This window comes from Alphaproteobacteria bacterium (genome assembly GCA_040905865.1).
In the GTDB taxonomy this organism is placed as follows: domain Bacteria; phylum Pseudomonadota; class Alphaproteobacteria; order UBA8366.
In genome coordinates, this window is the sequence record JBBDQU010000048.1 from 70,615 (window position 1) to 90,589 (window position 19,975).

24 protein-coding genes and 1 pseudogene are annotated in these 19,975 nt (G+C 63.2%); 14 read left to right on the forward strand and 11 right to left on the reverse strand.

Translation table 11 applies throughout. The annotated features are described in order from the left end of the window. Positions 1-125: 125 nt before the first annotated feature. The 3 genes from WD767_10235 to WD767_10245 all read right to left on the reverse strand — a co-directional run bounded on the left by WD767_10235 (position 126) and on the right by WD767_10245 (position 1,363). A complete protein-coding gene (locus tag WD767_10235; GenBank protein MEX2616464.1) occupies positions 126-767 on the reverse strand; it encodes a Fic family protein in 642 nt (213 codons plus the stop codon). 59 nt (positions 768-826) lie between these two features. Further along, on the reverse strand, positions 827-1,006 hold the full coding sequence (locus tag WD767_10240) for a hypothetical protein (GenBank protein ID MEX2616465.1): 180 nt from the start codon (positions 1,004-1,006) through the stop codon (positions 827-829). 213 nt (positions 1,007-1,219) lie between these two features. Continuing rightward, complete coding sequence (locus WD767_10245) at positions 1,220-1,363, reverse strand: hypothetical protein (protein ID MEX2616466.1); 144 nt, start codon at positions 1,361-1,363, stop codon at positions 1,220-1,222. A gap of 202 nt (positions 1,364-1,565) precedes the next feature. Between WD767_10245 and WD767_10250 the strand changes: the two genes are divergently transcribed. The 5 genes from WD767_10250 to WD767_10270 all read left to right on the forward strand — a co-directional run bounded on the left by WD767_10250 (position 1,566) and on the right by WD767_10270 (position 5,052). Then, positions 1,566-2,609, forward strand: coding sequence for a sodium:calcium antiporter (locus WD767_10250; GenBank protein ID MEX2616467.1), 1,044 nt, complete (start codon positions 1,566-1,568; stop codon positions 2,607-2,609). 463 nt (positions 2,610-3,072) lie between these two features. Further along, positions 3,073-3,321 (forward strand): type II toxin-antitoxin system prevent-host-death family antitoxin, encoded by a 249-nt coding sequence (locus WD767_10255; protein MEX2616468.1) that lies wholly within the window; start codon positions 3,073-3,075, stop codon positions 3,319-3,321. Continuing rightward, on the forward strand, positions 3,318-3,704 hold the full coding sequence (locus WD767_10260; GenBank protein ID MEX2616469.1) for a type II toxin-antitoxin system VapC family toxin: 387 nt from the start codon (positions 3,318-3,320) through the stop codon (positions 3,702-3,704). Before WD767_10255 ends, WD767_10260 begins: the two co-directional genes overlap by 4 nt. A gap of 48 nt (positions 3,705-3,752) precedes the next feature. After that, on the forward strand, positions 3,753-4,364 hold the full coding sequence (locus WD767_10265; GenBank protein ID MEX2616470.1) for a DNA-3-methyladenine glycosylase I: 612 nt from the start codon (positions 3,753-3,755) through the stop codon (positions 4,362-4,364). Between the two features lie 142 nt (positions 4,365-4,506). Further along, complete coding sequence (locus WD767_10270) at positions 4,507-5,052, forward strand: hypothetical protein (protein ID MEX2616471.1); 546 nt, start codon at positions 4,507-4,509, stop codon at positions 5,050-5,052. A gap of 39 nt (positions 5,053-5,091) precedes the next feature. Here WD767_10270 and WD767_10275 read toward each other — a convergent pair whose 3' ends face one another. Next, entirely contained in the window at positions 5,092-5,640 is a 549-nt protein-coding gene (locus tag WD767_10275; protein MEX2616472.1) for a carboxymuconolactone decarboxylase family protein, read from the reverse strand. A 197-nt stretch (positions 5,641-5,837) separates the two neighbouring features. Between WD767_10275 and WD767_10280 the strand changes: the two genes are divergently transcribed. Both WD767_10280 and WD767_10285 read left to right on the forward strand, forming a co-directional pair. Further along, the gene (locus tag WD767_10280) at positions 5,838-6,386 is read left to right on the forward strand and encodes a hypothetical protein (protein ID MEX2616473.1); all 549 of its coding nucleotides are present in this window, start codon (positions 5,838-5,840) and stop codon (positions 6,384-6,386) included. A 77-nt stretch (positions 6,387-6,463) separates the two neighbouring features. Then, positions 6,464-7,414, forward strand: coding sequence for a TauD/TfdA family dioxygenase (locus tag WD767_10285; protein ID MEX2616474.1), 951 nt, complete (start codon positions 6,464-6,466; stop codon positions 7,412-7,414). Here the strand turns inward: WD767_10285 and egtD are convergent. The 3 genes and pseudogenes from egtD to WD767_10300 form a co-directional block, all read right to left on the reverse strand. Next, positions 7,393-8,370, reverse strand: a complete 978-nt coding sequence (gene egtD, locus WD767_10290) for an L-histidine N(alpha)-methyltransferase (GenBank protein ID MEX2616475.1) — start codon at positions 8,368-8,370, stop codon at positions 7,393-7,395. The genes WD767_10285 and egtD overlap by 22 nt on opposite strands. Positions 8,371-8,452: 82 nt before the next feature. Continuing rightward, positions 8,453-8,620: pseudogene (locus tag WD767_10295) on the reverse strand (glutathione binding-like protein). A gap of 94 nt (positions 8,621-8,714) precedes the next feature. Next, positions 8,715-9,908 (reverse strand): MFS transporter, encoded by a 1,194-nt coding sequence (locus WD767_10300; protein ID MEX2616476.1) that lies wholly within the window; start codon positions 9,906-9,908, stop codon positions 8,715-8,717. 96 nt (positions 9,909-10,004) lie between these two features. On the opposite strand from WD767_10300, the gene WD767_10305 reads away from it, so the two are divergent. From WD767_10305 to WD767_10315, 3 genes are all read left to right on the forward strand, one after another. Further along, complete coding sequence (locus WD767_10305) at positions 10,005-10,781, forward strand: helix-turn-helix transcriptional regulator (protein MEX2616477.1); 777 nt, start codon at positions 10,005-10,007, stop codon at positions 10,779-10,781. Between the two features lie 71 nt (positions 10,782-10,852). Continuing rightward, positions 10,853-11,077 (forward strand): DUF1289 domain-containing protein, encoded by a 225-nt coding sequence (locus WD767_10310; GenBank protein ID MEX2616478.1) that lies wholly within the window; start codon positions 10,853-10,855, stop codon positions 11,075-11,077. 4 nt (positions 11,078-11,081) lie between these two features. Further along, a complete protein-coding gene (locus tag WD767_10315; GenBank protein ID MEX2616479.1) occupies positions 11,082-12,338 on the forward strand; it encodes an MFS transporter in 1,257 nt (418 codons plus the stop codon). Here WD767_10315 and rfbC read toward each other — a convergent pair. Further along, positions 12,274-12,822 carry a dTDP-4-dehydrorhamnose 3,5-epimerase gene (rfbC, locus tag WD767_10320; protein ID MEX2616480.1) on the reverse strand — a complete coding sequence of 183 codons (549 nt, stop codon included), beginning with the start codon at positions 12,820-12,822 and terminating at the stop codon, positions 12,274-12,276. The two genes, WD767_10315 and rfbC, sit on opposite strands and share 65 nt — an antisense overlap. Before the next feature lie 152 nt (positions 12,823-12,974). Between rfbC and WD767_10325 the strand changes: the two genes are divergently transcribed. The 4 genes from WD767_10325 to WD767_10340 all read left to right on the forward strand — a co-directional run bounded on the left by WD767_10325 (position 12,975) and on the right by WD767_10340 (position 17,187). Next, positions 12,975-13,994: an LLM class flavin-dependent oxidoreductase gene (locus WD767_10325; protein MEX2616481.1), complete on the forward strand. Its 1,020-nt coding sequence runs from the start codon at positions 12,975-12,977 to the stop codon at positions 13,992-13,994. A 133-nt stretch (positions 13,995-14,127) separates the two neighbouring features. Next, positions 14,128-14,775: an SRPBCC family protein gene (locus WD767_10330; protein ID MEX2616482.1), complete on the forward strand. Its 648-nt coding sequence runs from the start codon at positions 14,128-14,130 to the stop codon at positions 14,773-14,775. Beyond that, positions 14,775-16,439, forward strand: a complete 1,665-nt coding sequence (locus WD767_10335; GenBank protein ID MEX2616483.1) for a thiamine pyrophosphate-binding protein — start codon at positions 14,775-14,777, stop codon at positions 16,437-16,439. Before WD767_10330 ends, WD767_10335 begins: the two co-directional genes overlap by 1 nt. A 505-nt stretch (positions 16,440-16,944) precedes the next feature. Next, positions 16,945-17,187, forward strand: coding sequence for a hypothetical protein (locus WD767_10340; protein MEX2616484.1), 243 nt, complete (start codon positions 16,945-16,947; stop codon positions 17,185-17,187). 694 nt (positions 17,188-17,881) lie between these two features. Here WD767_10340 and WD767_10345 read toward each other — a convergent pair. The 3 genes from WD767_10345 to WD767_10355 all read right to left on the reverse strand — a co-directional run bounded on the left by WD767_10345 (position 17,882) and on the right by WD767_10355 (position 19,935). After that, positions 17,882-18,835, reverse strand: a complete 954-nt coding sequence (locus tag WD767_10345) for an IS1595 family transposase (GenBank protein ID MEX2616485.1) — start codon at positions 18,833-18,835, stop codon at positions 17,882-17,884. A gap of 56 nt (positions 18,836-18,891) precedes the next feature. Continuing rightward, positions 18,892-19,161 carry a hypothetical protein gene (locus WD767_10350; GenBank protein MEX2616486.1) on the reverse strand — a complete coding sequence of 90 codons (270 nt, stop codon included), beginning with the start codon at positions 19,159-19,161 and terminating at the stop codon, positions 18,892-18,894. Positions 19,162-19,473: 312 nt separating this feature from the next. Beyond that, complete coding sequence (locus tag WD767_10355) at positions 19,474-19,935, reverse strand: hypothetical protein (protein ID MEX2616487.1); 462 nt, start codon at positions 19,933-19,935, stop codon at positions 19,474-19,476. Positions 19,936-19,975 lie beyond the last annotated feature (40 nt).

Sequence of the window (19,975 nt, forward strand, 5' to 3'; positions counted from 1 at the left end):
TCCGATTGAAATAGCTGCATTGGATTTACCCTGTTATAGTTTTAGGCGGAGGATGAGTCGGTTAACGCACAAAACAAGACCTGAGCTACCCCGTCTATTGCCTAAGATTATATTGACGCAATAACTTAATCTTGGACGCCACCAATCCCGCTGCCCGCTTCAATGACAGATAATAATTGACGCGCAAGCATGTTCTTTATCGCTTCTTCCATGGACGTTACGTCTACTTCGGAATTTCGACGGTACGCAGCGTCCGCCGCTTCCAGCGCCGAAAAATATCCACCTCTATTTTCCTGAATCTGCTGAGGAATCGACGGAGAACCCGGCAATTCATATCCAAGGGCCGTACACAATAACACATACGATACAATTCTGCTCGTTCGTCCGTTACCTTCCGAAAATGGATGAATCCAGTTTATCCGCCACATAACGTATGCGGAAAGATGGAAGGGTGTCCTTTCATGCCAGTTATTGTTAACGTAGTCGCACATTTCCTGGCAAAGAGACGGCACGAGATGCGGTTCAGGAGGCGTATGCCGGCTTTTTTCTATGCGAACCTTTCCTGATCGCCACTCGCCTGCGTCAGCCTCCAGCCCCTGGACAGCAACCTTCTGCAATTCGCGAATATGGGATGTCCGCAAGGAAAACGGGCGTTCCGGGTCCAGGAAGTATCGTATCATCTCGAGGCCGAGATCGAATTGACGCAAGCCATTCGCCGCCTCGACTTCGGCTATTTCTTCCGGCGTCAGGTTCGATCCACTGGCCATCTACGCAATTAGCTTTCAGCAACAGACAAACGAACCAGCACCAACACTGATTCGCACACCTATTTTAGAGCGTCTGCTTCAAGGCGATTTGCCTCTCTATCAACGATTTCGCGGGTTACATTCTCGTTTTCGAAGGCCGTATTGCCATATACGAAACTGCGGCGCTGCTCTTCCCTTTGCTCGTCCGTAACCCGGGCAGCCTTAGCCATTTCAACAAGTTGCGAAATACTGGCCTGCATATTCTTTCCTCCCTCGCTGAAGCGGATCACCTCATTGAGTCATCTATATTTTAACGTGTCAACAAATTTGACATGGAAATAAGTCTTCGGACCAGTATACCCAAATAAAAAATGTAAAATCTCCAATTTTAGTTTCATATTCAAATTAAATGTCTCAGGTATCGATAGATTTATAATAAATCATACGTTATTCACAAATTTATATTATGGTTTCTAAAGGAATAGAATATTCGATCCCTTCCCCAGACAGTCCCGCCAGCGCGCATGGCTCTTCACCGGCCAGACATCCCTTGCCCTGTAGTATCGCGGCGCCGCCGGGACGCCGCCCGCCATCGGGAAAGCATCCGTGCCGGTCACGGGCGGGGCTCTTTCTGCAACGGCGCGGCGGTGGCGGCGGTATGGATCCCGCATCAAGTGCGGGATGACAGGGGGAGGGCCGGGAAGACAGCGCGTGCGGTTTGCGCCCGCTTCCCGATACCTGTCACCCCGCGAAACCTGACACCCCGCCTGCTGACATATAACATCTGATGGTATCTCAGGACCGAAAGGGGCGTCCGTCATGCTTGCCAGCTGGTCGATATTGCAGTTGTTCGCGGGGTTTGCGCTTGCCGCGCTGGTGGTGTTCTTCAGCGGCCTGCGCCTGACCGGGCTGGCGGACACGCTGGCGGACCGGACCGGGCTTGGCGAGGCCATCACGGGGGCTGTGCTGCTGGGCGCCGCGACGTCGCTGAGCGGTACGATCGTGTCGATCACGACCGCGTCGGACGGGCACGCGTCGCTGGCCTATTCCAACAGCATCGGCGGTATCGCCGCGCAGACCGCCTTTCTCGCCATTGCGGACCTTACCTATCGCAAGGCCAATCTCGAACATGCGGCGGCCGATCTGGCCAATATCTTTCAGGCGGTCGTGCTGATCGTGCTCCTGACACTGCCGCTTGTCGCGCTTACCCTGACCGAGTTCACCGTCTTCGCCATTCATCCCGTGTCGCTGGCGATTCCGGTTGTTTATGTGAGTGCCCTCTGCGCCACGAGCGCATTGCGCGAGACGCCGATGTGGCGCCCGGTATCGACGGTCGATACCCGCACGGACACGCCCGAACGCGAGGATGACAAGACGCGAAGGACAAGCACCGCGCGCCTTTTTGCGGTCTTCTTCCTTCTGATGCTTGTGATGGGGGTGTCGGGCTGGGGGATCGCCAAGACCGCGGCCGAGATCACGGGGCGCATGGCGCTGCCGGAATCGCTCGTGGGGGCGCTGGCGACGGCCGTGGTGACCTCGCTGCCCGAGCTTGTCACGACCATCGCAGCCGTGCGTCGCGGTGCGCTGCAACTGGCGGTGGGCGGCATCATCGGCGGCAACACCTTCGATACGCTGTTCCTCACCGCGGCGGATGTCTCCTACCGCGACGGATCGCTCTATCACGCCGTCGGAATGGGCGATTATTTCTGGAACCTCACGGCCATCCTGATGACCGGCATTCTCCTGGGCGGGCTGATCTTGCGACAGCGCAGGGGGCCGGGTCGCATCGGCGTCGAGAGTCTGGCGCTACTTGTCATCTATGCGGGCGCGATCGCGCTCCAGGCGATGCATGGCTCGGGCTGAGGGGCATGGTCGGATTGCCGGCATGGATCCCGCATCAAGTGCGGGATGACAGTTCGTGCGGTTTGCGCCCAATTCCCGAAACCTGTCACCCCGGACCACGATCCGGGGCCCAGGCGCGGCCCCCGGGACGCGCCCGGCCGACAGGCCGCCATGCCGTTGGGAAGGTAGCTGTTTAAACTCAATTGTTGCTATTTTGTTCTATTTATGATAGCGTCATGGACCGGGTTTGTGGAGCCGGTCAACCGGTACAGCCACAGCGGAAATGATAATAAATGTTAAGCGATGTACATTTTTTCCCGGCGCCGGCGGAACGGCCAAAGGCGGGCAGGAGACGCGGAAAACCAGACAAATGATAACAAATGTTAATCGATGTATATCGCAGGCATATTTTTTCGAATCCGGGTTGGCAAAAACATAAAATAGACTAAACTAATAAGACTTAGTCTATTTTATAGAGGATAAAATGCCCAAAACCGTCAATATGCATGAGGCAAAGACTCATCTTTCGCGGCTGGTCGAGGCTGCCGCGAAGGGAGAATCGTTTATTATCGCCCGGGCGGGAAAACCGCTGGTGAAGGTGACCGCGCTGGACGCGCCCGAGGCCGGAGCGCAGCGGCGTCTCGGTTTCATGGTAGGCGAATTCGCAGTGCCTGACGATTTTGACCGCATGGGCGAAAATGAGATCGCCGAAATGTTCGACGGGGACTCATGAAGCTGCTGATCGACACACATCTGATCCTTTGGGCGGCCAACTCGCCCGAGCGACTTTCACCCGCTGCGCGTCTGCTCATGGCGGATTCGGAAAACGATCTCGTTTTCAGCGCCGCCAGTCTTTGGGAAGTCGCCATCAAGTGCGGGCTGGGCCGGACGGATTTCAACGTCGCCCCTAGACAATTGCGGCGCGGGCTCATCGAAAACGGCTGGCTCGAGCTGGCGATCAGCAGCGCGCACGCGGTCGCCATCGACGGGTTGCCGCCCATCCACAAGGACCCCTTCGACCGCCTGCTGGTGGCGCAGGCGCAGGTGGAAGGCATGTCGCTACTGACTGCCGACAGCGCCGTAGCCGCCTATGGCGACTCGGTCAGACGCGTTTAGGCAACGAAAACATTCGCCCCTGTCCACACCCACAAGGACGACACCACGATGAACACGACAGTACCCGGCCCCGACGGCAGGCCGCGTTGCGGCTGGTGCGGGACGATCCCGGAATTCTTCCCCTATCACGATGCCGAATGGGGTTTTCCGGTGGCCGACGATATCCGCCTGTTCGAGAAGCTGTGCCTGGAGAGTTTCCAGTCCGGGCTGAGCTGGCGCACCATCCTGGCCAAGCGGGAGAATTTCCGCCGCGCCTTTCACGGTTTCGACTATGAAAAAGTGGCGGCGTTCACCGAAGACGACGTGGAACGGCTGCTGCGGGATGCCGGGATCGTCCGCCACCGGGGCAAGATCGAGGCGGTGATCAACAACGCAAGGCGGGCGCGGGAACTGATCGCCCAGGAAGGCTCGCTCGCCGCCCATGTCTGGCGGTTCGAGCCGGACCCGGCCAGCCTCGGCGAACCGCAGAGCGCATCGACCTCGGCGGAATCCGTCGCCCTGTCGAAGGATCTGAAGAAACGCGGCTGGAAATTCGTCGGCCCCACCACGGTCTTCGCCTTCATGCAGGCGATGGGGCTGGTCAACGATCACATGGCGGATTGCGTGACCCGCAACGCGGTGGCCCGCGCGCGCCAGGGGTTCACGCCGCCCGGCTGCTGAACCGCGGCGGTCAGCCGCCCGAAACGAAAAAAGGGCGGCGACGGAAACCTTGTCGCCCCGTCCGCGTTTGTCCACCGGCAACCATACCGGCGCCCGGGGTGGGCGTGTGCCCGGAGCAGACAACCGAGAAAGGGACCACAGGATGATCGGAAAAGTTTTCACAGCCGCCGTGGCTGCCATCGCGTTCGCCGGCGCGGCGCAGGCGCAGGACAATATGCGGGACGATACGAGGGTCGGACCGGCAATGGGCGACTGGGAAGTAACCCTGTCCGGCAACGGCACCAGCGACAATGATTTCGACAACCATTCGCTCGGCCTGACAGGCAGCGCGGGCAAATACGTTTCGGACAACGTGATGCTGGGCTTGCGGCAGAGCGTCAATTTCGCCGATATCGCCAATGGCGATTCGCAGGCGAACTTTGCGACCCGCGGCTTCGCCGATTATGTCTTCGACCTCGGCCGCTGGCGGCCCTATGCGGGGCTGTCGATCGGCGCCATCTATGGCGACAACGTGAATGACACCCTGGCGGCCGGGCCCGAGGTCGGCGTGAAATACTATGCCGACAACAGGACCTTCGTGTACGCCCAGGCGGAATACCAGTTCACCTTCGACGATGCGGGCGATGTCGACGACGCTGCCGATGACGGCCAGTTCTTCTACGGCATCGGTGTCGGTTTCAACTTTTAACCGCCATGCGACCCAAGCCCTCCCGGAGCCGGGCCGCCCCTATTCCAGCGGCGGCTTCGTGCCTTCGGGCAGGGGCGGGTCGAAGATGTTGAGGGTCATCGCGATCAGCGCGTAATAGCCCATGATGCCGACCAGGTCGACGACGCTGCGCCGGCCGAAGCGTTCGACGGCGGCGTCGAAGGTTGCGTCGCTGACCTTGTTGGTGGTGAAGAACTCGTTGGCGAACTTGTACACCAGCGTCTGGTCCGGGTCGTCAAAGACCGGAGTGCCGCGCGTGCGGATCGCCTCGATCGCCGCTTCCGGCACGCCCGCCTTCTTCGCCGATTCCATGTGCGAGGAGAATTCGAACTGCGCGGTCCAGAACCGGGCGGAGATCAGGATCAGCAGTTCGGAAATCTTCGGCGGAAACGAGCTCTGGAAGCGGCAGAGCAGCCCCAGTTCCTGCACCCGGTCGAGCAGCAGCGGGCTGTGCAGCAGCGGCAGGAACGGCCCGTGGATTCCGCCGCGCGGCCCGGCCGTGATCTTGTCGACGACGGCGCGCTGGTCCGCATCCATTTCGTCATAGGTCAGTTCCGGCATGCGTTTCATGATGTATTTCCCTTTTATCCGGTTGTTCCCCTGTTTTCGCGGCCAAGCCTAACCAAGCGCAGGTCGCCGCGCCAGCACGGTTTCCCCCCGGTCCTCGGACGGCGCCCCGGCAGACCCGCGAATTTCCGCGCGATTTCCGCCGGAATACTTCATAATCGGCATGCCGCGCCGCAGGCGGAGTTCACCGGGAACGATTGATGCCGATCCGCAAACCGGGCAGACGCCCGATCAGCACGACCCTGAAGATCGTTATCGGGATGGTGGTCCTGCTGGTCGTCGTGCCTTTCGTGATGTCCCTTTACGCGATGTACGAATTTTCCGACACGCCCTGCGGCAGGCTGGTCGAAACGGCGGGTGACGCGGAAAAGATGGCGTATCTCCGCGACTGGGCCGAAACCGCCACCCGCCGGAAAGCGGTGCTGGAATATCTGGGTCCGCAGGGACAGCGCAGCGCCGAAGACGGTTCCGGCCTCCTGTCCAGGATCGATCCGGACTGGAACTATCTCGGCATCGATCCGCAGCGCGCGGTGTTCGGCGTGATCCGCCTGCCCGAAGACCGGCAGGATCACCTGAACCCGGACACGATCCGGTCGATCGCAATCGGCACGGACGAGAATCTGCTTGTCCTGAAGATCAACGGATCCGATGTCTTTGGCATGGAGGACGATAAATCCTACCGAAAGGACGACGCCTACGCGCCGGTGACCGAGACGGCCGGGGTGTATTGCAGGCTGACGGAGCGTTGAAGCCGCCCCGCCGGCTTTACGCGGGCGGGACCCCCGTTCCATACTTGCCGCCTGAAAGCGCCAGGGAGGAATGCGACATGTTCGAGGTAAGGCAACTGCATCCGCTGTTCGTCGGCGAGGTCAGCGGGATCGACCTGCGCGAACCGGTCGACGACGCCACGCGCGACGCCATCGTCGCGGCGCTGGATCGCCATGCCGTGCTGGTGTTTCACGACCAGCAGCTCGACGACGACCGGCAGATGACGTTCAGCGCCACCTTCGGCCCGCTGGGCCAGACCGCCATCGTCAAGCGCAAGGGCTACACGCCGCGGCTGAACCCGCATTTCACCGATATCTCCAACCTGGATGAGAACAGCGAAATCCTGGCGCTGAACGACCGACGGCGGATGATGGCGCTGGGCAACCGGCTGTGGCACACCGACCACGCCTTCCGCCCGGTCCCGGCGAAATATTCGCTGCTCTACGCCCACGCGGTGCCGCCCGAAGGGGGCGAAACCGAATTCACCGACATGCGCGCCGCCTATGACGCGCTGTCCGATGCGCGCAAGGCGCGGATCGCCGATATGGTGGCGATGCATTCGCTGATGTATTCGCGCGAGGTGATCGGCTTCACCGATTTCGCGCCCGAGGAACACGCCGCCTTCCCGCCGGTGCCCCATCCGCTGGTGCGAACCCATCCCGGGTCGGGGCGCAGGGCGCTATATCTCGCCGCCTATGCCAGCGAAATCCGCGGCATGCCGGTGCCGGACGGGCGCATGCTGCTGCGCGACCTGACCGAGCACGCCACCCAGCGGCAGTTTGTCTACACCCACGACTGGCGCGTCGGCGACCTGCTGATGTGGGACAACCGCAGCCTGATGCACCGCGCCGGCGACTACGACATGACCCAGCGCCGCGACCTGCGCCGCAACACGGTGATGCAGGACATCTCTACGATGGAGGAAAAAGCGCGGGCGTCGGAAGCGGTCCACAGCGATTCCGCCCATCGGCCCGGCGGCAGCGGGTGTCAGTCGGCGATGGTGAGATAGTGGATGCTGAACAGCCGGTTGGCATCGGTCCAGACCGCGCCAGGGTCAAACCCGGCGGCGCGCGCCAGGGCGGCGAATTCGTCGATGGCGTATTTGTGGGAATTTTCGGAATGGATCAGCTCACCCGCCGCCAGCGCGAACCGGTCATCGCCAATGGCTATTGTCTGGTCCCGCAGGCTGCGCAGATGCATTTCGACCCGGCCTTCGGCGTCGTTGTAGAAGGCGTAATGTTCGAAGCCGTCCGTATCCAGCTCGGCGCCCAGTTCGCGCACCATGCGGTGCAGCAGGTTCAGGTTGAACCCCGCGGTATATCCGGCCGCATCGTTATAGGCGGCGTTCAGCCTAGCCGTGTCCTTCTTCAGGTCGACGCCGATCAGCAATGCGCCGCCGGGACCGAGCACGCGGCGAATCAGCGCCATGAAGGTGCCGGCCTCCTCCCGCGTGAAATTGCCGATGGTCGAACCGGGAAAAAACCCCAGCCGCCTGCCGCCACTGTCGCTCACCGCCCCGGCGGGCAGGGCATCGAGCGTGGTGAAATCGGCGCAGACCGCGCCGACCCGCATGGCGGGGTAATCCCGGGCAATCGCTTCGGTCGCATCGCGCAGCGGTTCGATGGCGATATCGATCGGCACATATTGCGCCGGGCGGTCCAGCGCATCGAGCAACAGGCGTATTTTCAGATCAGACCCGGCGCCGAATTCGATCACCGCGGCTTCCGGTCCGGCCAGCGCGGCGATCTCCGGCCCGATCCGCCGCAGCAGCGCCAGTTCGGTGCGGGTGACGTAATATTCCTCGGTCTCGCAGATCCTGTTGAACAGCTCCATCCCGGCGGCATCGTAGAAGAACTTGCAGGCAAGCTGCCGGGGCGAACCGGACAAGCCGGCTATAACGGATTCCCGAAAATCCGCGACGGCCGGTTCCAGGTCGATGAAGAATGCAAGGTGATTATCAGGCATAAAGTGCGCTGCCGAACCGGCCATGGTTAAGGAACCGCTACGTAGCAGTTCTGACCGCCCGATGCAAAGGCGGCCACACACCCTATGCCGCGAACGCCGCGGCAACCGGGGGCCGCTCCATCATGCGGCGTCGGTGCCCGGCAATCCGCGGTATCCGTGCGGGATCAACGCCGTCGGATTCGAGCCATTGCGCAATCGTGAACAGATACGGATCGGCGACTGTATAATGATCGCCCATGACCCACGGGCCCCGACCTCCTCCAGCACGATATGGGAGGCCAGTGAACAGGTATCGCGGGCGTAGTACAGCGTCAGCATCCTCGTGCTCACCGTAGCCGGGACCGTCAGTCGCCCGCCGCCGTTGCGGGTTCCGATGCCGTAACCCGTTCATGCATCAGGAACAGGATCGTCGCCACGATGCCCGCCGCGCAGAAAGACAGGACGACAAACAGACCGCTGAAGCCGCCGGTCCCGTGCATGAACGCCACCAGCGGCACCGCGACCGCGCCGACCGTCAGCGAGAGGACGTATTTCATGGCGTAGACCCGGCCCCGAACGGCCGCAGTCGTATTGCGCGCGACAATGGCGTCGTTGATCGGGATAACGCCGAAGACCAGCAGCATGAAGCACAGGGAAATCATCAGCAGCGGCATGCCGGTCAGGCTGAGCGCGATCAGGAACAGCGGTATCTGGAAGCCGGCAACGACGAGATACACGGTCTTCATCCGGTAGCGGTCGATCATCCCGCCCACCACGATCTGCGCGAAGGCGGCGAGAAGGAAGATCAGCGCCGCTGTCGAACCGATGCCCAGCGCGCTGACCGACAATTCGGGGACGCGTTCGTCAAACACCTTGGGCAGGGAAACGGTCGTCGCGTGGAAGATAACGCCGCCGAAGGATGTCGTCAGGGCGATAAGCGCCAGCACCCGGATCATGCCGCGCCGGTCCGGCAGGTCGCCGACAGGCCTGGGCTTTTCCACGCGCGAAACCGTGCCGCCTCGGGCGAACGCCATATAGGCCAGCCCGGTTACGATGGCGACCGCGCCGGGCACGATGAAGGCGGCCTGCCAGTTGACGAAATCCAGCATCGCGCCGGCCACGACGAAGGCGACGGAGAAGCCGAGATTACCGAACACGCCGTTGATGCCGAGGGCCCGGCCGATCTTGTCGCGGCCCTCGACGACCATGGGGATGCCGACGGGGTGATAGATCGACGCGAACAGCCCGATGCCGAACAGCCCCAGCCCGATCTGCAGCGGCGTCGACGCCAGCCCGGTCAGGATCGACGCCGATCCGATTCCCAGGAAGAACACGGTCAGCATGCCGGGCCGCGACCAGCGGTCCGCCAGCCAGCCGGCCGGCAATGCGCCGGCCCCGAAGGCAATGAAGCCCGGCGTCGCCAGCGGCAGCATTTCCGCATAGGTCATGTTGAATTCCGTGACCATCACCACGACCACCAGCGAATACAGCGCCATGAACATGTGGTCGTACAGATGGCCGAGATTCAGAAACAGAAAGGCAACCCGGTCCCGCATCATCGCAATATCCTCCCAGACAGATGCCGCATTCTCGCGCTGGCCCGGCAGTCTGTCTTGCGATAAAATGACAATCGATATCGCAAAACGGACAAATCGATGAACCACGCGCGCACATCCAGCCATGTGAAGGCCGAAGGGCTGCGGCCCGACATCGTGGCGCTGGCCAATGATTACCCGGCCGGCCACGTGGTCGCCCCGCACCGCCACAATCGCGCGCAGCTTATCTTCGCCAGCCGGGGCGTCATGACGGTAACGACGGCGGAAGGCGCCTTCGTCGTGCCGCCGCAACGCGCCGTCTGGATGCCCGCCGGCACTGTTCACCGGGTCGAATCGCGCGGCGCCTATTCCATGCGCACCCTGCTGATCCGCGCCGAGACAATAGGCGGGCTGCCGGATCGCTGCCGCGTCGTAACCGTATCCCCGCTGCTGCGCGATATCATCCTGGCCATGGTCGATGCGCCGCAGGACTACCCGCCGGGCAGCCCGGAAGAGCGGCTAGCCGCGGTCGCCATCGACCTGATCGCCGCCCTGCCGATTGCGCCGCTGCACCTGCCGATGCCGACTGACAGGCGCCTGGGCCGCCTCACCGCCGCCCTGCTTGCCGAACCGGCGGATGCCCGCAGCCTGGACGACTGGGCGCGGGAAATCGCCGCCAGCGGGCGGACGCTGGCGCGGCTGTTTATCGCCGAAACCGGCATGACCTTCCGGGCGTGGCGGCAGCAGGCGCGTCTGCTGCGGGCGCTGGAAATGATGGCGGCTGGACAGCCGGTCACCACCGTTGCGCTGGATGTCGGCTATGAAAGCCCCAGCGCGTTTATCGCCATGTTCCGTCGCGTACTGGGCGTTTCGCCGACCCGGTACTTCGCCAATTGAGGCAGGGCTCGTCTTGCGCCGTCCCCCGGAACGCAGTAAGCCGTCAGTCGGACCGAAGACCGGAGTCAACCATGACACAGAGCAGCAAGATCGGGTCACCCTGTGTGGGCGTCTGCGTTATCGATGCGCGGGTCGGCGCCTGCTACGGCTGTTTCCGCACGCCGGACGAGATTACCGCCTGGCCGTCCGCTTCGGACCACGACAAGCGCGCCATTCTGGTGCGGCTGGACGAACGCCGCGTCAAGGCCGGCATGCCGGCAATCCACGCGGACGCGATCGCGGCGGAGAACGGGTAGCATCATGGCGGTCGTCACGGATGCCGGCGCAAGCGACGCCAGGGTCATCGGCGTTCTGGGCGCCGGGCATTTCTTCAGCCATTTCTACCTGCTCTGCCTGCCGCCGCTGTTCCCGGCGATGCGCGGCGAATTCGGCGTCTCCTTCGCGGCGCTGGGCTTCATGATGACCAGCTACAACCTGATCGGCGGGCTGATCCAGGCGCCGATGGGCTTCCTGATCGACCGCTTCGGCGCACGCTGGATCCTGATCGCGGGCGTCGTGCTGATGTCCGGTTCGGTGCTGCTGATGGGCTTCACCGAAAGCTACGAGGCGATCCTGATCCTTGCCGTGCTGGCCGGGCTGGGCAACAGCGTCATCCACCCGGCCGATTACGCCGTTATGTCCGGGGCGATCAGCGAAGGGCGGCTCGGCCGCGCCTTCAGCCTGCATACGTTCAGCGGCGAATTCGGCGGCGCGTTCGCGCCCGTCGTCATGGGCTCCCTGGCGGCGATGTGGGACTGGCGATCCGCGCTGATGGCCGCCGGCGCCGCCGGCCTGGTCGTCGCCGCGATCATGGCGAGCCAGAGCCGGCTGCTGGTCGACGACACCGGCGGGACCCGCGCCGACGCGGCGGCGGACGGCAAGGTGCAGGCGACCGGCGTGAAACTGCTGATGAGCCCGGCGATGCTGCTGTTCTTCGCCTTCTTCGTCGCCATCTCGCTGGCCGGCGGCGGCATGCAGTCCTTCGCCATCACCAGCCTGATCCAGACCCAGGACATCACCATCGCCGGCGCGACCATGGCGCTGACCGTTTTCCTGTTCTCGAGCTCCATCGGCGTGCTGCTGGGCGGGCCGATAGCCGACCGGGTGAAACGGCAGGAGATGACCATGATGATCGCGGTCGCGGTCGCCGCCGGCTTCATCATCCTGCCCGCCTTCATGGACCTGTCGATCACCCTGCTGTTCGGCATCCTGGCCATCGCCGGGCTGGCCCAGGGCGTCACCCGCCCGGCCCGCGACATGATGGTCCGCGCCGCCACCCCACCGGGGCAGAGCGGCAAGGTGTTCGGCTTCGTGTCGGTCGGGCTCAGCATCGGCAGTTCGGTCGCGCCGCCGCTGTTCGGCTGGATCGTGGACCAGGGCGCGCCGCGGATGGTCTTCGTGCTGACCTCGGCCTTCATGCTGCTGATGCTGGCCACGGCGCTGGCCGGGCATTTCACGGCCAGATCGGCAGCGTCGCGGCATCGGCAAGACGCGGCGCGGTCCGGTCCTTGTCGCTGAGCGTCGTCGGCAACACCGGCCAGTCGATCGCCAGCGCCGGGTCGTCCCAGGCGATGGCGAACGCCTCATCCGGCCGGTAGGCGTCATCGACCTTGTACAGCACATCCGCGCGATCGCTCGTCACCACGAAACCATGCGCGAAGCCGCGCGGCGCCCAGATCTGCCGCCGATCCGAATCGGACAGCGCCACGCCGACCCATTGGCCGAAATGCGGGCTGCCGCGCCGGATATCGACCACCACATCGAAGATCGATCCGAACAGGACCGTGACGAGTTTTCCCTGCAGGGTCGGGTACTGGTAATGCAGCCCCCGCAGCGTGCCGTGGCCGGACCGCGAGACGTTGTCCTGCACGAACTCATCCGGCAGCCCGGCATCGCCATGGCGCGTCCGGTTCCACAACTCGAAAAAAAAGCCCCGGTCATCGCCGAAGACGGCCGGTTCGAGAATTTTCACGCCGGGCAGCGCGGTATCCATGACCTTCATCGACTATTCCGTTCGTCCGCTGGAAGCCGCAGGGTAGAACATGTCCCGACCGATGGGAATCGCCGCCGGTCGGTTTTCCGCGACAACGGCGGCGGGAATCGCGTATTGCGGATGACCACCGGCAACACCAAACGATTCAGGGAGCATCCTCCATGCTGAAACTGTCCGTTCTCGACCAGTCCGTCGCCATGGCCGAACGGCCCCATGCCCGGTCGATCCAGGAGACCCTGGCGCTGGCGCAGCATTGCGAGGCGCTGGGCTATCACCGCTTCTGGGTGTCGGAACACCACAGCCATCCCAGCATCGTCGGCACCGCGCCGGAGGTTCTGATGGCGGCCATCGCGATGAAGACCGAACGGATCCGCATCGGCAGCGCCGGGGTCATGCTGCCGCATTATTCGGCGCTGAAAGTGGCCGAACAGTTCCGCGTGCTCGACGCGCTGGCGCCGGGGCGGATCGACCTGGGGGTCGGCCGCGCGCCGGGGTCGGACGGGCGCACCGCCTTCGCGCTGAACCCGAACGCCAACACCGCCGCCGCCCAGTTCCCCCGGCAGGTACAGGACCTCATCGCCTGGGTCACCGGGTCGCCGCTGCCGGACGGCCATCCCTTCCGCGAGATCGGGGCCCATCCGCTGGCCACCGATATCGACACCGCGCCCGATGTGTGGATGCTGGGCACGTCCGAATACGGCGCGCAGGTCGCCGCCCATTTCGGCCTGCCCTACAGCTTCGCCCATTTCATCACCGAGGGGCGCGGCACGGCGCAGGCCATCGACCTGTACCGCAGCCAGTACCAGCCAAGCGAACGGCACCCGGAACCGCTTGCCAATATCTGCGTCTGGGCGCTGACCGCGGAGACCGAAGCGGAGGCCGAACGCCTGTTCACGTCGCGCGCCCGTTCCCGCCTGTCGCGGGACCGGGGGCTGCTGCAGCCGATCATGCCGCCGAGCGACGATTTCGCGAACGCGTTTTCCGCCGTGGAACGCCCCCGGGTCGACATGATGCGCCGCAACGCCTTCGTCGGCACGCCGGACCGGGTCGGCGCGCGGCTGCGCGAACTGGGGGCGGAACTGGGGCTGGACGAAATCGTCGTGCTGACCTGGACCTACGACCTGGAGCCCCGCAAACGTTCCTACGCCCTGCTGGCCGAGGAATTCGGCCTGAACGCCTGAATGCCGGTCACGGCTTGTTGACCGCGCCCGAAGGCGATACGCTGTTCTTTCATCCGCGTCTTCCCGTCGATCCGGCGCCGGGCCTCCCGCCCGGAAAAATTCCCGCTCCCCGAATGCGAGTAGTTCACGAAGCATGGTTTCACTCAGCGAAAAAACGATCATTCCCTCGCCGCCCGATACCGTCTGGCCGCTGCTCAGCGACCCGGCGCTGGTGGCCTCCTGCATCCCCGGCGCGGAGCTGTCGCCCGATTCCGGCGACGGCGCCTGGCGCGGCTCGATCCGGGTCAAGTTCGGCCCGACCGTCGCGACCTTCCGGGGCGAGGCCTCGCTGAAATTCGACGACGCGACAAAGACCTGCACGGTCGAAGGCCGCGGCATCGACCAGCGCGGCGCGTCGCGGGCGCTGGCTTCGGGCAGGCTGGCGGTGACCGGCGATACGGAAACCACGCTGGCCATCGAGGGCGAATTCAACGTCACCGGCCCGCTGGAAACCTTCGTCAACGCCGGCGGCATCCATGTCGCAAGGGCGCTGCTGGCGGAATTTTCCGCCAACCTGACGAAACTGGTCGCGGACCGGCCGGGCGGGGCAGCCCCCCCCGCACCGGCGGAAGCAGGCGCCGACCCGAGCGACCGGACGGCCGCCGCCGCGACCGATACGCCGCCGGAACAACCCGCGCCGCCCCGGCCCGCGCCGGCCGCGGAACTCGGCGCATTCAGCCTTCTCTGGCGGGCCTTCAAGGGATGGCTCGCCGCTTTATTCCGATCGAAAGGACAACAATAATGGAAAAGCTTCAGGTCTCCGACGTTCTCGCCCAGGCCTTCGTCGCCGAGGGCGTCGATATCCTGTTCACCCTGATGGGCGACGCGAACATGTACTGGTCCGCCAAGATGGGCGACAAATACGGCGTCCGCGTCATCCACGCCCGGCATGAACACTGCGCCTGCGCCATGGCCGACGGCTATGCCCGCGCCACCGGCAAGGTCGGCGTCGCCTCCACCACCTGCGGCCCGGGCTTCACCCAGATCATGACCGCGCTGACCATCGCGGCGCGCGGCAACGTGCCCATGGTGGTCTTCGCCGGCGACGCGCCGCTGGCTTCCGCCTGGTACCTGCAGCAGATCGACATGGCGCCGCTGACGCTCGCGACCGGCGCGCATTTCATCGGCGTCAAATCCATCGACCGGCTGCTCGACAACGTCCGCGAGGCCTTCCAGGTCGCGCAGGTCGAACGCAGGCCCGTGGTCATCAGCATCCCGATGGACCTGCAGGCGCAGGAATACCCCTACATGGCGGATTACATGCCGTCCGCCAGCATCATCCCCGCGGCCCAGCGCCCGGTCCCCGACCCGGCGATCGTCGACCGGCTGATCGACATGATCGCCGAAGCCGAGAAGCCGGTCATCATCGGCGGCCGGGGCGCCACCCGTTCCGGCGCGCGCGAGGCGCTGGAAGCGCTGGCGGAGAAATCCGGCGCGCTGCTGGCGACCTCGCTGTTCGCCAAGGGGCTGTTCGGCGGCAACCCCTATGCGATGGATATCGCCGGCGCCTTCGCCAGCGACTTCTCGCGCGAACGCTTCGCCGAATCCGACCTGGTGATCGGCGTCGGCGCCGGGCTGGGCCATTACACGACCGAGGGCGGCTACCTGTATCCCGGCGCGCAGGTCGCCCAGATCGACATCAACCCGCGCGGGCTGTGGCAGGGGCTGCGCACCGCCGACCTGCATATCCGCGCCGATGCGAAGGCGGCGGCGGAAGCCATCGTCAAACGCATGGACGAACGCGGCGTCTCCCGCACCGGTTTCCGCAGCGGCGACATGGCGGCGCGGATCGCCGCCGACAACCCGGACGCCAAGGTCTATCCGGTGCAGGCCAACACGGTCGACCCGCGCAAGATGATCCTCGAACTGGACCAGGTGATCCCCAAGGACTGGGACATCGTCGTCGGCGGCGGCCATTATTTCTCCATCGCCATGACCCACATGACCGGCCGCCCGGCGGAAAAATACCATGTGGTCAACGACTTCGGCGCCATCGGCTCCGGCCTGCCCGCCGCCATCGGCATCGCGGCGGCGCGCAATGACGGCAAGGTCGCCCTGATCGAGGGCGACGGCAGCCTGCTGATGCATGTGCAGGAACTGGAAACCATCCGCCGCCAGGGCATCAAGCTGCTGATCAACATCATGAACGACGGCGGCTATGGCGCGGAATTCCACAAGTTCCGCGCGCATGACCTGGAAGCGGGCCAGGCGATCCACGGCCGCGGCGACCTGGCGGGCGTCGCCACCGGCTTCGGCATGCGCGGCGAAACGGTCAACCGGATGGGCCGGTTCCCCCAGCTGTTCGACGACCACCAGGACGCCAATATCGCCACCCTGTGGGACATCCACACCGACGACAAAATCCCGTCCCGCGCCTATCGCCGGGTGCATTACGGCGAAGCGTAAGCGCAACCCCGCGCCGCCGCGCATGAAGCAACCGGCCCCGCCGCCCCACCTCACCCCGACCCTCTCCGCCCCAATGGGGCAGAGAGGGAGCCGCAGGCTTCGCCGCCACAACACATTCTTCCTCGCCCCCTTTGGGGGCTGAATCCTCCATAGAGAGGATTCGGAGCGAGATGAGGGGGGACGCGCAGGTTCTGCCGCATTGGTGGCATCACCGGACAAGGCGCCCCTCCCGAAAAAATCCTGCGGCGATATACATCGATTAACATCGGTTAACATGGAGCCACCCCGGACGTTCATCGCCCGCCGCGCCCCGGCGGCCGCGCATGGATCCCGGATCGGGGTCCGGGATGACGGTGTGGCGGGTTTGCGCGGCCTTCCCGACGACAAGGCCGCCTCCGCGCCACGCCCGCACGTGTCCCCCGCACACCCTGTCACGCCGCACACGCCCGACTGTCGCCCCGCACACTCCCGACTGTCACCCCGCACCTGATGGGGAATAGTATACATGACGGAACATAAATTGTCAGATCAGGACGCTAAAGCGCTGGAACCTGCGGGGTCTGGCGACGGGGCGATTCGTTCTGATGACGGGCCGGTTGTTACGGACGCGATGGTTGAGGCTGGCTTTGAAGTTCTTCAGGCGTCTGGAATAGCGGATGACCTTTTGACGGCGGATAAGTGCACGGTTGCTGAAGTATTTCGTGCCATGTTTGCCAAGCATCCGCATCGCGGGGCAGCGTCCCGTTAGAAACAATGGTGAAGATGCTGATTGCCGAGTGAACGAAAGTTGCTAGCTGACAAAATTCAATAAGGTCTGCTGTACCTAGTTTTGGTTGGTCAGACTTAAAAGCCCAAGCCGTTGGCGGTGTCAATTGAACGGGGGATGGTGGACCATTGTATTCATCTGCATTGAGATAGCTGACGGTGTGCCAGTGCACGATTTCATTCCGACGTTGATCCAAACTCCGAATTAAGTTGAATAGCCCTTTACGGTTTGGCGTATTGGGGACGCCGCTCCAAAATGCCGTATATGTGTCTCCGTAACGTTTTGAAAGCAGCGTTTCTATTATAGTGTTTCGCGAACTCGTATTTGTTATGCGGAAGAACACTATGCCAGCGTATTGTATCGGGGATTGGAGCAGGTCGGAGAACAGGATGGAAAGGCTTAATTCCATGGATGCGTATGCCTCGATTGCTTTGCCTCGCCAGTGATATAAGGGAGACGCGTTGCTTGGTATTTCATTTACGTCGGATGTAACCATGGCTAAATCTCCAGAAAAGGACGGTCACCCGAATTCGGACGAACGTTCACCCGAAGAAACGGCACGCATCAGGGACGCTGCCTTGCGCCGCGCCCTGAGCATGCCACCGAAGCCGCACAAACCTAAGACTGGCGCAGCTTCAAAATCTTCGCGTAAACCTCGGCAGGAGTCAAAGGGCGCTTAGCCCCGCGCTTCTTCTTGGCCGTTAATCCGCCGATATGTCAGGCGCTTGCCGGTGATGCCAGCCAGCGCTTTGTCGGCGCGCTCCGCATCGCTGTATTCCAGCGCCATGCGGTAGTTGTAGCGGAAGTCGAACTCCGCCAGATAGCGCTTCAGATGTTTCGGGCTGACATGGTGATAGGTGCCGGTCAGGCCACGTTTCAACAGGGAGAAATAGCCTTCCACCGTGTTGGTATGCGCTTCGCCGCGAACATACTCACCAGAAGTGTGGTTGACAGCCTGATGTTCGAAATCGCGGTGCATGTGGCGGTACTGCCCCGCATCGTCGGTCATCAGTTTGGTGCTGCCTTCCAACTGCGTCACAAGTATCGGGCGTAGCGTCCTGGCGGACACGCTGGGCGTATGAACGGAACGGACGCGGCCTTTGCGTTCGACCAGAGAGAACACCATTTCACGGCCCCACAGGCCGCCAACGTGACGACCGAAGCGCTTGTTGCGGTGACGGTTCTTTTCCTTCCCGCCGATATGCGTTTCATCGGCCTCGACCACCTTGCCTTCGCCGCCCATGCCATGCGGTTTAAAGCCTTCGCGCATGGCTTCGCGGATGCGATGGGCCATGAACCATGCGGACTTGTACGTGATGCCCAGCATGCGGTGCAGTTGGTGTGCGCTGATGCCCTTCTTGCTGGACGCCATCAGGTGGAAGGCGAGCATCCACTTGTTGAGCGGAATCTTGGAGCGCTCGAACAGCGTACCGACCGTGACCGAGAACTTGCCACGGCACGAGCGGCAGTAATGCAAACCGGGCGCATGCGACTTGCCTTGCATGCGGTGAACCTCATCGGCTTCGCCGCAGTGCGGGCAATATGCGCCATCGGGCCAGCGAATCCTTTCGAGGTGTTCGCGGGCTTTTTCCACGTCTTGAAAAATGGGGTTGTAAATGTCGGCAGTCATAGTTTCGGCCTTGGATATTGTTTCCGCAAATTCTCGTGGAAAGTGGACTATTGATTCTAGCCGTCCGAACGTTTCGAAAGAGAGACTAGGGCGTCTATGTTCTGACGCGCCGCTTCCCGGAGTTTCTCCATATGAGCCGCGTCTGCGCCGGGAACGTCGTAAAGGTCGATTGTCCGATAAAGGCTATTCACATATTCACGCATCGCTTCGTCAGGGCTTGTTTCGTTTTTCGCAAATCGTTTCAAGGATTCGCAAAGCAGGGCGCGCAGAATAATCTGATCGACCGCGACCGCTTCTAAAATTCTGTCGATTTGATCGTCATCCATCTCGAAACCTCCCTATTTCGGAAAACCTACCCGATGAAACATGTTCCGTCAAGTATATAATTCCCCACCTGATGCGGGGTCCATGCCGCAACCGCGCGACATTGCCGGGACAGACGCCAGCGCGACCCCTCCCGAAAATTTTTGCGGCGATATACATCGATTAACATCGCTTAACATTTGCCGCCATCGCGCCCATTTTCGCCGCGCTACCCGCCGGGCAACCCACCGGATAATGCGACGCGCGCGGTCATTGTGTCCGGCGGGAACGGCAACGGGTTCCGCGCCGCAAGAAAAGTATCGGATGGTTGGCTTTTATGGGCATTTATCGGCAATCCGGGGGGCGGAACCGGCGGCGTTTCCCGCGCGCGGGCGGCATCCGGCGCGGGCGGACGGGCCGGGGAAGGTTCGTCGGGCAAGGCCGGGGATGGCGCGGCGGGCATGGCCGGGGGCTTCGCCTTGCGCCGTGACCTCCGGGGGCAGGCTCGCCTCCAGCGCCGCCAGCATCGCGTCGAGATCCGGCGCGGCGGCGGGCCGCGCGGGTTGCGCCGGGCGGGCCCCCTTCCGCCACGCGGGGGTCGCCTCGGAGACCTTCACCTGCATCGCCACGGCGCGCAGCGCGGTGTTCAGCTGGTTCTGCTCCAGCGCCAGCAACCGGCAGGCCTGCGCCGCCGCGTTGTCCGCCCCGTACCCCGCAGCGACGGCGGCGGCGCTGCCGACCGGCCGGCGGACATATTCCCGGCAGAACAATTCATGCCGCCCGTTTGGCCTGTTCATATCCCTGACCTCCGTGAAAGGGAGAAAACAGGAATATTAT

Coding starts and splice junctions, on each gene's coding strand:
- rfbC (MEX2616480.1), bottom strand. CDS start 12,822: ATGAAGGTCATGGATACCGCGCTGCCCGGCGTGAAAATTCTCGAACCG.
- WD767_10310 (MEX2616478.1), top strand. CDS start 10,853: ATGACACAGAGCAGCAAGATCGGGTCACCCTGTGTGGGCGTCTGCGTT.
- WD767_10340 (MEX2616484.1), top strand. CDS start 16,945: ATGACGGAACATAAATTGTCAGATCAGGACGCTAAAGCGCTGGAACCT.
- WD767_10335 (MEX2616483.1), top strand. CDS start 14,775: ATGGAAAAGCTTCAGGTCTCCGACGTTCTCGCCCAGGCCTTCGTCGCC.
- WD767_10240 (MEX2616465.1), bottom strand. CDS start 1,006: ATGCAGGCCAGTATTTCGCAACTTGTTGAAATGGCTAAGGCTGCCCGG.
- WD767_10265 (MEX2616470.1), top strand. CDS start 3,753: ATGAACACGACAGTACCCGGCCCCGACGGCAGGCCGCGTTGCGGCTGG.
- WD767_10325 (MEX2616481.1), top strand. CDS start 12,975: ATGCTGAAACTGTCCGTTCTCGACCAGTCCGTCGCCATGGCCGAACGG.
- WD767_10270 (MEX2616471.1), top strand. CDS start 4,507: ATGATCGGAAAAGTTTTCACAGCCGCCGTGGCTGCCATCGCGTTCGCC.
- WD767_10355 (MEX2616487.1), bottom strand. CDS start 19,935: ATGAACAGGCCAAACGGGCGGCATGAATTGTTCTGCCGGGAATATGTC.
- WD767_10300 (MEX2616476.1), bottom strand. CDS start 9,908: ATGATGCGGGACCGGGTTGCCTTTCTGTTTCTGAATCTCGGCCATCTG.
- WD767_10280 (MEX2616473.1), top strand. CDS start 5,838: ATGCCGATCCGCAAACCGGGCAGACGCCCGATCAGCACGACCCTGAAG.
- WD767_10275 (MEX2616472.1), bottom strand. CDS start 5,640: ATGAAACGCATGCCGGAACTGACCTATGACGAAATGGATGCGGACCAG.
- WD767_10235 (MEX2616464.1), bottom strand. CDS start 767: ATGGCCAGTGGATCGAACCTGACGCCGGAAGAAATAGCCGAAGTCGAG.
- WD767_10255 (MEX2616468.1), top strand. CDS start 3,073: ATGCCCAAAACCGTCAATATGCATGAGGCAAAGACTCATCTTTCGCGG.
- WD767_10345 (MEX2616485.1), bottom strand. CDS start 18,835: ATGACTGCCGACATTTACAACCCCATTTTTCAAGACGTGGAAAAAGCC.
- WD767_10305 (MEX2616477.1), top strand. CDS start 10,005: ATGAACCACGCGCGCACATCCAGCCATGTGAAGGCCGAAGGGCTGCGG.
- WD767_10260 (MEX2616469.1), top strand. CDS start 3,318: ATGAAGCTGCTGATCGACACACATCTGATCCTTTGGGCGGCCAACTCG.
- WD767_10315 (MEX2616479.1), top strand. CDS start 11,082: ATGGCGGTCGTCACGGATGCCGGCGCAAGCGACGCCAGGGTCATCGGC.
- WD767_10330 (MEX2616482.1), top strand. CDS start 14,128: ATGGTTTCACTCAGCGAAAAAACGATCATTCCCTCGCCGCCCGATACC.
- egtD (MEX2616475.1), bottom strand. CDS start 8,370: ATGCCTGATAATCACCTTGCATTCTTCATCGACCTGGAACCGGCCGTC.
- WD767_10285 (MEX2616474.1), top strand. CDS start 6,464: ATGTTCGAGGTAAGGCAACTGCATCCGCTGTTCGTCGGCGAGGTCAGC.
- WD767_10250 (MEX2616467.1), top strand. CDS start 1,566: ATGCTTGCCAGCTGGTCGATATTGCAGTTGTTCGCGGGGTTTGCGCTT.
- WD767_10350 (MEX2616486.1), bottom strand. CDS start 19,161: ATGGATGACGATCAAATCGACAGAATTTTAGAAGCGGTCGCGGTCGAT.